Annotated in this window: 2 protein-coding genes; both read left to right on the top strand. The window is 42.0% G+C overall.

The window, feature by feature from the left end; translation table 11 throughout:
- Nucleotides 1–48: 48 nt before the first annotated feature.
- Nucleotides 49–876 (top strand): 2,3,4,5-tetrahydropyridine-2,6-dicarboxylate N-succinyltransferase, encoded by an 828-nt coding sequence (gene dapD / locus GG9_RS01280; protein WP_005632504.1) that lies wholly within the window; start codon nucleotides 49–51, stop codon nucleotides 874–876.
- Nucleotides 877–1,216: 340 nt separating this feature from the next.
- Nucleotides 1,217–14,194 carry an ESPR-type extended signal peptide-containing protein gene (locus tag GG9_RS01285; protein WP_005632500.1) on the top strand — a complete coding sequence of 4,326 codons (12,978 nt, stop codon included), beginning with the start codon at nucleotides 1,217–1,219 and terminating at the stop codon, nucleotides 14,192–14,194.
- Nucleotides 14,195–14,294: the final 100 nt, after the last annotated feature.

Below are 14,294 nucleotides of genomic sequence, written 5' to 3'. Positions count from 1 at the left end.
AATATGGTAAAACTAACACCGTTTTATTCACAACATATAGGAAGTTCTATGTCAAATTTACAAGCAATTATTGAAGCTGCATTTGAAAAACGTGCAGAAATTACACCAAAAACCGTTGATGCAGAAACGCGCGCGGCAATTGAAGAAGTGATCGAAGGATTAGATTCTGGAAAATATCGTGTAGCCGAAAAAATTGCTGGCGAATGGGTAACACATCAATGGTTAAAAAAAGCGGTTTTACTTTCATTCCGTATTAATGACAATCAAATCATTGATGGCGCAGAAACAAAATATTACGACAAAGTGGCATTAAAATTTGCGGATTACACTGAAGAACGTTTTACTGAAGAAGGTTTCCGTGTTGTGCCTTCGGCAACGGTGCGTAAAGGTGCATACATTTCTAAAAACTGCGTATTAATGCCATCTTATGTAAACATTGGTGCTTACGTTGGCGAAGGCACCATGGTCGATACTTGGGCAACGGTAGGTTCATGCGCACAAATTGGTAAAAACGTTCACTTATCTGGTGGTGTAGGCATCGGCGGCGTATTAGAACCATTACAAGCTAACCCAACCATTATCGGTGATAACTGCTTTATCGGCGCACGTTCAGAAGTGGTGGAAGGCGTGATTGTAGAAGATGGCTGTGTTATTTCAATGGGTGTATTCATCGGTCAATCAACCAAAATTTATGATCGTGAAACAGGCGAAATTCATTACGGCCGTGTACCAGCAGGTTCTGTGGTGGTATCTGGTAGCCTTCCATCAAAATGTGGAAAATACAGCTTATACTGCGCCGTGATCGTGAAAAAAGTGGATGCAAAAACTTTAGGTAAAGTTGGCATTAACGAATTATTACGTTCTATCGAAGAATAATTAAAAAACTTATAAAAAATACCGCACTTTAATCATCTGCCCTGAAAAGTGAGTTTGACTCTCACTGATTAAGGGCAGATTTTTATTGGCAAGTCGCTGAAACTTTACCCCAAAAAAACATCCCCAAAATTAACCGCACTTTTTAACTTTTTCTCTCTGAAAGACTGTAAATATATTTGTGTAAATAATATACAAATCCTGTTTAAAAAAAAAGCAGTCGTTCGCGCTTTTATTGAGTTTTATCTGCATAGTCATATAATCTTTGCGGTTTTTATTTCTCACTTCTTTATAAATAGAAAAAAGTGGGGAATTTGTTTTTTATATGGTTAGTGAGGCATTTATGAATAAAATTTTCCGTATTGTATGGAACCAAGCAACCCAATCTTGGGTGGCGGTATCCGAATTAACCAAAGCACACAAAAAACAAAGCTCATCAAATGCACAAAAAAGTGCGGTCAAATTTTCAGGCAATTTTATTAAATCTTCAGCCATCGCCTTGACGTTATTAAGCGGTCATTCGGCTTATGCGGCTGAGACCGCAGCAAGTGGGTTGATTCAGATTAATTCAACTGGGGGGTCGGCTACTGCAAATGGTAGCGATGCCATTGCTATTGGTAAAGATTCTCAGGCAACTGGAAATGATGGTATTGCTGTTGGTAGGGAAGCTGAAACAACTTCAAATGACGCTATGGCATTAGGTCATAAAGCGAAAGCAAAAAATACAAATGCTGTAGCTATTGGTAAAGATTCTAAAGCAACTGGTGCTACATCTGTAGCATTGGGTGCCGGATCGAATGCGACAGGTAACGATAGTTATGCCATTGGATGGGGAAGCAATGCAAGCAAGGAAAAATCTATTTCTATAGGTAATAGCTCCGCTGCAAGCGGTGATTATAGTGTTGCTTTAGGTGCTCAGGCAACAGCAACTGGTAGGGAATCTATGGCATTGGGAAAAGGCTCGAATGCGACAAAGGACTATAGTTATGCCATTGGATCGGGAAGTAATGCAAGTGCGCCTAAATCTATTTCTATAGGGTATAACTCTGCTGCAAGCCATAATAACAGTCTTGCTTTAGGTTGGAACTCTAAAGCACTTGGTCCTTCATCTGTAGCATTGGGAGCTGGATCGAACGCGCTAGGTGACGATAGTTATGCCATAGGATATGGCAGTAAAACAAATACCGGTGCTAATTTTGCAATGGCTTTTGGTAACTCCAGTAAAGCAAATAAAGCTAATGATATTGCTTTCGGTAAAGAAGCTGAAACTCGAGATCAAGGTCAAGGTCATAGTATTGCCATTGGTTATGGTGCTATGTCGGGAACTAACAATGCTGGGAAAAATCTTAATGGTGGAGATGCTGGCGGTGTAGCTATTGGTACTGGTGCTTATACAGGGGTAAATCAAACTGATGGACGCTCTGTAAACTCTTCTGTTGCAGTAGGGGCCGGTGCCGGTGCTGGATTTAGAAAGTTAGATAATAATGGTATGCCTGCGCAGAATGCTACAGATGTTGATAGTAATGATGAAGTGCTGAAAAAAGCGTTTGGTGTTAAAAATGTTGCAGATTATCAAAAAATAGCAGGTGGTACTAACGGATACACAAATGTAAATATTAATGAAGGCACAGCCTTAGGTCGTAATGCACGTGCTATAGGAGACCAATCTGTGGCAATAGGGGCTCAAACTATTGCTGGTATGGGTGCTATTGCATTAGGTGGAAATGATATTACTCAATTTGCAGATAAAAAATATTATAAATCAACAAAAGAAAATTTTGCTGCTACAGAAACAGAAGATCATAATCAAGATGCAGAGATATCTAAGGACACGATTAGTGGTGCATATAATAGACTTGTTGGTACCAGGTTAGATAAGAAATATAAAGCAACTTATGCACAAGATGGTTCAGTAGTATTAGGGGTTCAAGCTCACTCAAGCACACCATTGGGAACGGCACTTGGTACGAATGCTTTAATACGTAAAGGTGCATTTGGTGCAACAGCCATTGGCGCGGGCTCACAAGTTCAAGCTAATGCAGAAGCAGCGGTAGCAATTGGTATGGGATCTTTTGCTGATGGTAAGTATGCAGTAGCGGCAGGTACGGCGGCGAATGCAAAAGAATCTGCGGTGGCCGCAGGTTATAAGGCAAAAGCTGACAAATCTGCGGTAGCTGTCGGTGATAGCTCTGAGGCTACAACCTCTTCTGTTGCAGTCGGTCAATTGGCTAAAGCCGAAAAAGTAGCAGATATTGCGGTCGGTCAAGGCGCGGTTGCTTCCGGTGAGCAAGGCGCGATTGCTATGGGTTTAGGCACCATTGCAAAAGGACATTCCTCCATTATGATTGGCGGCTCAGATATTTCGAAAGCAGCAAGCGAAACCGTCAATTATGTCGAAGAAGACCATAATAATATAACAGACGTTACCGTGGAGGAAACCATCAACGGCGAAAAGGTAAAACGTCATTACAAGGTTGTCGGTACGACCAGCAAAAGCGACACGCTCGCCAAAGCTTATGAGGCACTGACCGGAAAACCAATGGACACGACTAGTTTGGATTACTCCAAGGTAACAAATGGTCATTCCTCCATTTCCCTCGGTATCCACGCCCTGTCTCAAGGGGATTTGGGCACGGCAATCGGTACGGGCGCACGCGCCGACAGCCTAGGTTCAATCGCGCTCGGCGCGGGGGCGAAGGCAGACCGTCAAAATGCCGTGGCAATCGGCACCGGTTCGACAACCGAGTTGCAAGGCACGCGCCAAACCGACGTATCCTACAATGCCGCCGGCTCAATTGTCTCTTTTGATTCGCCTGATGTTGCCTACACCTTCAAATGGGCGGGCGGTATCAATACTTCCTCCGGAGACGTGGTATCCTTCGGCAGCGCAGGCGCGGAACGCCAGTTGAAAAATGTGGCGGCGGGTCGCGTGGCTGAAGATTCAACAGATGCCATCAACGGCTCACAGTTAAACTCCGTGGCGCGCAAAGTGGCATCCGGCTGGCAGGTTGCCGGCAATGGGAAAACCAAGGTTGCCGGCATAGGTTCGGACGATCAGGTCAACTTCACCAACGGCAACGGCACGACGGTAAGCGTGACGGTGCAGAACGAGGTAAAAGAAACCGTTACCGAAAACGGCAAACAGGTTGAAAAAATCAAAACCCCGAAAGGCGCGAACGTCAAATTTGATGTAAAGGCAGCAGATACATCTTTGGAAGTCGGTGCAGACGGCGTGAAGGTCAAGGTTTCAGACGGCATCGAGACCACGACAGACGGCATTAAGGTCAACACGGGCAAAGGTCTGAAAATCGATACGGCAGACGACAAAAAAGTTGCTGTCGATGCCGATGATAAAACAATCACTGTCGGCACAGACGGAAAAGTGAAGGCGGTTACAGGTTCGATAGAAACGGTTACGGATGATAATAAAACCGGAACGGAAAAAGCCGGACAGGTGCGTGTTGCAGATGCGGAAAAAGGCAAACTGGCGACAGTCGATGCGGTGGCAAGTGCCGTCAACAATGCCGCGTGGAGCATTACGTCCGGCACCGACGGCGGCAGCTTCGCAACGTCCGGCCATACCAAAACCACCGAAAAAATCAGCGCGGGCGGCAGCGTAACCTTTAAAGCGGGCGACAACCTGATAATCAAACAGGCAGGTACGGACTTTACCTACTCGCTCAATCCAATTTTAAGCGGGCTGACATCGGCAGAGTTTAAAGGCACAGGCAAAAATGCGCCGACCACCAAACTCACCAATGCAGGCATAACCATTACTTCGGCAACTACAGGCAAGAATCCGGTTTCATTGACCGAAAAGGGCTTAAATAACGGTGGCAATGCGATTACCAATGTAGCCGGCAACCTTGACGGCGCGAAAGCAAATACTCAAGCACCAACGACCAATGCGGCAGCACCAAATACAACGGATAAAGATGGTGATAAATACATTAATCCAAACAACGCCGCAACCGTGGGCGATGTATTGAATGCAGGCTGGAACTTGCAAGGAAATAACGCGGCAAAAGATTTTGTTACCGCTTATGACACCGTTAATTTTGTTGACGGCGACGGCACAACTGTATCTGTTGAAAATACAGACAATAAAACCAGTAAAATCAAATACAGCGTAAATCTTGGCGATGGTTTAGAAAAAGATGCTACGACCAACAAAATCAAAGCCAAAACAGGCAAAGGTGTAAGTGTTGATTCAGACGGCATTAAGGTTGATACGGGTAAAGGTCTGAAAATCGATACGGCAGACGGCAAAAAAGTTGCTGTCGATGCCGATGATAAAACAATCACTGTCGGCACAGACGGAAAAGTGAAGGCGGTTACAGGTTCGATCGAAGCGGTTACAGATACTAAAGGTACTGGTGAAAAAGCGGGTCAAGTACGTCCTGTTGCTGCAGATGCTGCAGATAAAGGTAAACTGGCAACAGTTGATGCGGTGGCAAATGCCGTTAACTCTGCGAAATGGATGGCTAAAGCGACCAACACAGATGCAGAGATTGCAGACAATGAAAAAACAAACGATGGCACAAAAGCAGGTGAAGGCATTGCCGCAGGCGATGAAGTAACCTTTACGGCAGGCAAAAACCTACGTGTCAAACGTGATGGTAAAAACTTTACCTTTGCAACGGATAAAGACGTATCGTTTGATTCTGTGAAAGTGGGAGCAGAGGACACGGCTGCGAACGGTAAAAAACCGGTTAACTTAACAACCGGAGCGGCAACATCTGCCGATAATAATCAGACAGGGAAAGCCCCGACGACCGCGTTGAATATCAGCAGCGGCACGGGTAAGGATGCGAAACCGACGCAGATTACAGGCGTAGGTTCGGTATTGAATACAACAACGGTTACAAGCGCACCGGATGGCATCGCACCCGCAACCCAACCGAAATTGGTCAATCTTGGTACGGCACATAATCAGACGGCATTGGCAGACAATGTTTTAAACTCTGCCGCCACTGTGCGGGATTTGGCTAATATGGGCTGGAAAATCTCATCAGATAAAGCGACTGGTGCAGACGGCAAAGCCTACAGTGATGTTGTGAGAAATGCGGACGAAGTGAAATTCGTCGGCAAAAACGCAGCCAAAGTATCGGGTAAAACAGATCCTACGACAGGTATTCGCACCATTACCGTTGATGTGGAAGTGCCTGATGTTAAAACTGCCGAGCTTGTTTCAAGCAAAGACGGTTCTGTGATTGCGCCATCAACTAATTCTAAACTCCAAGAAGAATTAAAAGCTGCAAAAGACGAGTTGGCTGCATTGCCTAAAGATGCGACAGATGAACAAAAGAAAGAGGCTGAGAAAAAAGTCAAAGATGCCGAGACCGCATTAAATGACAATGTAGATAAAAAAGGCGTTGCTACGGCTAAAAATGTTGCGGATATGATTAACACATCCGGCTTTACACTGAAGACTTCTGCCACTGCCGACGGTAAGAAAGATGCTGCATCAACCGGTGACGAAGTTATCAACCCGGGCAAAACCGTTGAAATGGTGGCAGGTAAAAACTTAACCGTGAAACAGGAAGCGAACGGTAAAGTAACTTATAGCTTGAATCCGGAATTAAGTAACTTAACCAGTGCGGAGTTTAAAGGTACAGGCACAAATGCGCCGACCACCAAACTTACCAATGAAGGTGTAACCATTACTCCGGCTACAGGCAAGAATCCGGTTTCATTGACCGAAAACGGTTTAAATAACGGCAGCAATACGATTACCAATGTAGCCGGTAACCTTGACGGTGCAAAAACCGGTACAAATGCGCCGACAACTTCAGCAACAAAACCGACCGCACTTACCGAAACCAATGCGGCAACCGTGGGCGATGTATTGAATGCAGGCTGGAACTTGCAAGGAAATAACACGGCAAAAGATTTTGTTACCGCCTATGACACCGTTAATTTTGTTGACGGCGACGGCACAACTGTATCTGTTAAAAATACAGACAAGATAACCAGCACAATCAAATACAGCGTAAACCTTGGTGATGGTTTGGAAAAAGATGCTACGACCAACAAAATCAAGGTAAAAGCAGCAGATAAGTCTTTAGAAGTAACAAATGGCGGCGTTAAAGTTAATACCGGCAACATTACTGCCTCATCTGTACCAACCGTAGCCGATGCCGATAAAGACAAAATCGCCACCGTAGGCAACGTGGCAGATGCCATTAAAGCGGCTGCTTGGAAGGCAACTTCTGCTGCCACAACAAACGGCGAAAATAGTGGTAAGAAAGAGCAAGAAGTCAAAGCTGGCGATACAGTAACCTTCGAAGCCGATAAAAACATCAAGATTACTCAGGCACAAGGCAAATTTACCTTTGCAACCAAAGACGATGTCAAGTTCAACAGCATACAGCTCGGTGGGAATGACGGTCCTAAATTAACTAAAGACGGTAACAATTTGAAAGTATCTGGCAGCAACGGAACTGATCCGGTCAAAATTACCAACGTCGCAGACGGAAACATTAGCGCAGATTCTAAAGATGCGATTAACGGCAGCCAATTTAACGCCGTTGCCAATAACAATATCAAATTGGGCGGCGACAATAAGAGCGAAACAAACGGTCAAAGCTTGAATAAGGCTGGGGGGATGAAGTTTAATATCAATGGTGCAAACGGCATTGAGACGGAGGCATCAGGAGATAGCGTAACAGTTAAAATTAACGCTGAGACCAAAGCGAAAATCGATTCTGTTGATGACAAAGCCGATAAAAATCTAAGTAACATTACTGCAGATGGTGAAACCAAGATTAAAAATTTGGTTACATGGAAAGCGAAGGCAAGCAACTCAGGTAGCGAGCTGGTTGAAGGCGATAAGACTGCGGATAGTGATACGGATGCCCAACAAGTGGGTGCAGATGGCGTATTGACTTTAGACGCAGGTAAAAACTTGCTATTAAAACGCTCGGAAAAAACCTTTACCTATGCGTTATCTAAAACCCTCAGCGACTTAACTTCTGCCGAGTTTAAAAAAGGTGATGTAACCACCAAAATAAATGGCGACGGATTGACCATTCAGGCTCCGACCCCGGCAGGCGGCACAGCACCTAAAGCCATAACCGTCAATAAAGACGGCATTAGTGCAGGTGATAAGGCGATTACGGATGTAAACAGCGGACTGACCAATTATGGCGGTACTGATGCCAAAAAAGATTTAATAAATTTAGGCAACTCAAGTACAGGTTCAAAAGTATCGGACAATAACGCCGCTACCGTAGGTGATTTACGTAACATGGGCTGGGTTGTATCTTCTAATAAAAAGACAGATGATTTAATTAAGGAATACTCCGATACAGTGAAAAATGCAAACGAAGTAAGATTCGTTGGCGAAGGCACAGCCATTGTAACAGGTAAAACAGAAGGCAATGTGCGTACAATTACTGTGAAAGTGGATGACCAAACGTCTACGAATAAATCTGTTACACCTGTGAGCTATACGAAAAAAGATGGCACGAAAGTATATCCTAAAGAAGTAGATAATGGGGATGGCACTAAATCCGTTAAATTCTATCCGAACCCAGATGGATCAGGTACAGAAATTCCGCCTAGTGAGGTAATCACTTCCGTAAATGGGCCAAAAGGCACAAAAACACCAACTACATTGTCTAATGTAGAAGGTAACTTGGATGGTGCTAAAACAAATACAACAGCACCAACGACAAGCCATGCAGGTGTAGATACAAAAAATCCAACAGCGAATAATTATGTAAACACACATAATGCAGCAACAGTAGGCGATGTATTACAAGCAGGCTGGAACTTACAAAATAATGGCACTGCGAAAGATTTCGTAAAACCATATGATACTGTAAACTTTGTGAATGGTATCAATACAACAGCGGTAGTGACTACATCAGATGATGGCACTACAAGCAATGTAACGTACAATGTAACAGGGTTACCTGTGACATACACAACAGCAGATGGCACACCAGTATCTAAAATTGGAGATAAATACTACAAAGTCAACGATAAAGGTCAACCAGTGGATGCGAATGGTAAACCAAGCACTAAGGTCAATGCCAATGGTCAACCTCTTGATGAAAATGGTGTGGTAATTCAACCGATTGATACTACTACAAATCCATTAACATCTAAATTGGTGAATCCAAATGTAACTAATACAACTACAGAGCCGAATAAGAAAACGACAGATCCTACACAACTAGGAAATGTAACATCTGGATTACAAAAATATGGTGATACAGTAGATGGAAAAGAAGTTCCAGGATCTACAAAAGCGAATAATGGCTTAATCGATTTATCGACTCCAACAGATGGTTCCAAACCAAAAGTAAGCGACAACACTGCCGCTACTGTAGGTGATCTACGTAACATGGGTTGGATTGTATCTTCGGATAAAACAACAGGTGAAACAGACAAGGCGTATACAGATACAGTGAAAAATGCAAACGAAGTGAAATTTGTAGGTGCAGGCACTGCGATTGTATCTGGTAAAACAGTCGACGGTGTACGTACTATCACTGTGAAAGTAGATGACCAAACGTCTACGAATAACTCTGTTACACCAGTGAACTATACAAAAGCAGATGGAACAAAAGTATATCCTAAGATGGTTACAAATCCAGATACTGGAAAAGAAGAGCTTAAATTCTTTGAAAAGCTTGATGGATCTGGTGCAGAAGTTCCAAAAGGTGATGTGATTACATCCATCAATGGACCAGAAGGCACAACAAGCCCAACGACATTGAAAAATGTAAAAAATAACATTCCAAATGTAAATGATGGTTCTAAAACGATTACGACTCCAGATGGTAAAGAAAAAGCAGGCGATGTAGAAAAGATCAACAAAGCGCCATTAAAAGCGGAAGAAGCTGCGGCATTATCAAATCCAAAAACAAAAGATGGACAAGCTAATCCGAAGTACATTGGTAACAATGCAGCCACAGTTTCTGACGTATTGAACGCAGGTTGGAACTTACAAAACAATGGTGCAGCGAAAGACTTCGTAAAACCATTTGACACTGTAAACTTCCGTGATGGTGGTAACACTGTCGCTGTAGTAACCACATCGGATGATGGCACTACAAGTAATGTGACTTTCAACGTAGTAGGCCTACCTGTGGCAACAACTGTGAATACAGAGGATGGTCCGGTACACTTAACAAAAGTAGGTGACAATTATTATCCTGTAAATGGTGATGGTACACCGAACATTCAAACAAATGCAGATGGTAATCCAACAAATGGCTATGTGAAAGCGGATGATGGTAATTACTATCCAGCTGGAAATGTGACTTTCACTAAGGATCCTGTTACAGGTGCTACAACGATTACACCAGTAACGGGTGCTAAGCCAGTAACATTAGGTAATACACTGACAAATCCAAATGTATCGAATACAAATGCGGAACCAAATAAATCTGTTTCTACACCGACATCCTTAACTAATGTGAAACACAACTTAGATCAAGTGGATGATGGAAATGAAGTTATTACAAAACCAGATGGTACAGTAGTGCCTAAGAAGGCTGACAAAGCAAATGTAACGCATGGCCCAATTAGCGCTGCTGAAGCTGCAAAACTTGCCAATCCTAAATTAGAAAATGGAACAACAAATCCAGACTATATTGGTAATAATGCGGCTACGATTGGTGATGTATTAAACGCTGGCTGGAACTTACAAGGCAACGGTAAAGCTGTAGACTTCGTGAAACCATATGACACTGTAAACTTCCGTGATGGTGGTAACACAACCGTATCTGTTACAACAGATGATAACTTAACATCTCATGTACAAGTGAATGTAACAGGCTTGCCTGTCACAAACACGATTACAGATGCTAATGGTAAAAAAATTCCAGTGGTAAAAGTAGGCGATGCGTTCTATCGTACAAATCCAGATGGCACACCAAATATCGAAAGAGATACAGCTGGTAATCCAACGAATGGATATGTACGTGCGAACGATGGCAAATTGTATTCACGTGAAGATGTGACTGTGACTCCGGCAGCGGATCCAACACAACCGCCAACAATTACACCGAAAGCTGGTAAAACACCAACGACAGTGAATACTAACTTGGTAAATCCAAATGTGGACAATACAAAAGATAACCCAGGTAACAATGTAAACACGCCAAACCAATTGGGCAATGTTGCGAACGGTGCGAAAACATTTACTCCAGTAGCAGCTGATGGTACAGAAGCAACAGATGCTAAACCAGCAGTGAAATTGGCTAACGATGGCAAATGGTATCCAGCAGATCAAGTGGAACCAAATGGTAAACCAAAAGAAAATGCAATACCAGTAGCTAACCCATTGGCACCTAAAAATGCAGATGGCGATGTTCTTGAAAAAGGCAACGACGGTAAATGGTATAAAGCAGCTGACTTAACAAATGGTAAACCAAATAATGGAGCGACTGTACAACAACTAGTAGCTAAACCAGCTAACTCTGAAAAGTCTGGTTTAATCGATTTCACAAACTCTAACCCTAATAACGCTGCTACTATCGGCGACTTACAAAACATGGGTTGGGTAGTGTCAGCAGAAGGCAACAGCTACTCAGATCAAGTACGTAACGCTAACGAAGTAAAATTCGTTGGCAAAAATGGAATACAAGTAAGTGGAAAAACTGATGATAAAGGTGTAAGAACATTAACATTTGAAATGGAAGCTGGAGAAGTCACTTCAACTGAAATAACAAAAGCTGATGGAACTAAACTTGTTAAAGTTGGAGATAAAGTTTATAAACCTGAAGATATAGGAACAGATGGACAACCTAAACAAGGAAAAGATCCAGTTGGAACTATAGCAAATGATGGAAAAGTTTATAACAATGGAGATGTGACAAACGGAGCTCCAAATAATGGGGCAAATCCTATAGATGGCATAACTGTAACTCGAAATAATGGATCTAAGTTTGTAACAGGAAATCAAGTTGCAGATGCTATTGAAAAATCAGGATTTATTGTAGGTAAAAATAATAAAGCATTACCAGTATCAGATTTCAAAAATGAAGATGAGAAAGTAAATCCTAATGATGAATTAAGATTTGCAGATGGTGATAATACCAATGTGAAACTTGCAACGAAGGAAGTGTTAGATGCTTCTGGAAAAGTTAAAACAGTAACAACTGTAAAAGTTGATGTTGTAGACTTACCTGTAAAATATACAGATGCAGATGGAAACATTGTTAAAAAAGGTGAAGATGGAAAATATTACAATCCTAAAGATTTAGAAGGAAAAGTGTATGATCCAACAACTAAGGAATTTAAAAATTCTGATGGAACAGCTTTAGATAAACAACCAGAAGCCAAAAATAATATAGTATCTAGTTTGGTTAATCCAAATGATGCGAAAGATGGTAAAGTAGGAACACCAAGTACATTAACAAATGTAGCGAGTGGAACTAAAACAATCCAACCAGCAGCAGGAGAAACCGTTAAAGATAAAGATAATAAAGAATTAGCACTTGCAAATAATGGAAAATGGTATGAAAAAGAAAAAGTTGGAACAGATGGAAAACCAGTAGATGGAGCAACTCCATTAACACCAGTAAATCCAGATAAAGCAGGATTAGCAGATTTAGATAATTCAAAATCAACTAATGCGTTATCTGTTGAAGATGCTAAAAAACTTGGATGGGTAGTAGGAACGCCAGATAATAACTATAATGACCAAGTACGTAATGCTAACAAAGTAGACTTTAAAGGTGAAAATGGTATTGAAGTCACTGGAAAAACTACTGCTGATGGAATTCGTGAAATTACAGTAGGTATCAAAGAAGGAACTGTAACAAATAATGTAAAAGTTACAAAAGAAGATGGAACAGTTATAGAAGCAATAAGAGATAAAGATGGAAAACTTTATGAAAAAGATGTAAATGGTAAAGTTGATAAAACTAAACCAGTTGAAACTACAAATAAAGATAAAGTTGAAAATAACGGTTCAGGATTTGTAACAGGAAATACAGTAGCAACTGCTATTCAAGAATCAGGTTGGAATGTTGGTTTGGCTGATTCATCTAAAGCTAATGAAGCATTTAATGATGATAGTAAAGCGTTATCAGCAGATAAACTTGAGAAAGTAAATCCAGATGACAATGTTCGTTTTGCCGATGGTAAAAATACCAAAGTTCAAGCTGTAACTATGGATGAGGTGAATAAAGATGGTAAAAAAATCACAAATACTTATGTGAGATTTAATGTTGATTTGCCAATTAGTCAAATTACCTCTAAAGATAAGGATGGTAATAAGGTTGCTAAAGCTGCTGATGGTAAATGGCACCTAGTTAAAGCAGATGGTACACTTGATACAACCAAAGAAGTAGAACCAAGTAACGTTCGTACATCAGCTTCAATGGATCCTGATGGCTTAGGAGATAAATACACCTCAACAAGTCGTAAAGAAGATTTAACTACAATTCAGCTTGCTGAATTGACGGGTAAACAAGAAGCTGCCGCAAAAGCTGCAGAAGAGAAGATTAAGGATTTATTGAAAGGTCAATCTAAGGATGTTATTGAGGCCGCTTCTAAAGCCGCAGTGGATGCAGCGAAGAAAGAAGCTAAAGTACAATATCTAAAAGATAAAGGCTTAGATAAAGGTACTGGCGGTACCGTCATCTCTAATGTTGCATGGGGTACGAAACCAAGTGATGCGGTGAATGTTGATCAATTACAAAATAGTGGCATCAATGTTCATTCTAGAACGGTAGAAGGTTCAACAGGTAAAGTCATTTCAGGTAATACTTCTCCAACTAAAGTTAAAATGGATGAGACGGTTAATGTTGATGCAGGTAACAATATTGAGATTACACGTAATGGTCGTGATATTGCGATTGCAACTTCAATGACCCCTCAATTTGATAGTGTCCAATTTGGTAAAGAAGGTCCTAAGATTACAGGTAAAGCAGCCCAACCTGCAAAACCAGCAACAGCGACTAGCCCAGCTACACCAGCTCAGCCTGCTGAACTTAGTGTGAATGGTGCGAAAATTACTGGTGTTGCACCTGGTCAAATTTCAGCAACTTCTAAAGATGCTATAAATGGTAGCCAGTTACATGCGATGGGTAATAAGTTACAAGGCCAAATTAATAAATTAGGCAACCGTATGAATGCGGGCATGGCGACTTCTGCTGCGATGGCTAACTTATTACAACCGCATAAACCAGGTCAATCTGTCGCAACAGCGGGTATTGGTCAGCATAAAGACCAAGCTGCAGTGGCTGTGGGTTACTCTCGTGTTTCTGATAATGGTAAATATGGTATTCGTTTCTCAATGGGGGCTAACACGCAAGGTGAAGTGACGAGTGGTGCAGCAGTAGGATACTTCTGGTAATCTAACCGCACTTTATAGCGAGTAAATTAAAGGGCTAAGTTCTGTAAATAGGACTTAGCCCTTTTAGTTTTTTGTAAAAACAAGGTAAAAAAAGACCGCT

Source organism: Haemophilus haemolyticus M19501, assembly GCF_000222025.1.
GTDB classification, from domain to species: Bacteria; Pseudomonadota; Gammaproteobacteria; order Enterobacterales; family Pasteurellaceae; genus Haemophilus; species Haemophilus haemolyticus_G.
Note: the sequence above shows the minus strand (reverse complement) of the source record. Positions and strands in the feature narration are given on the sequence as shown.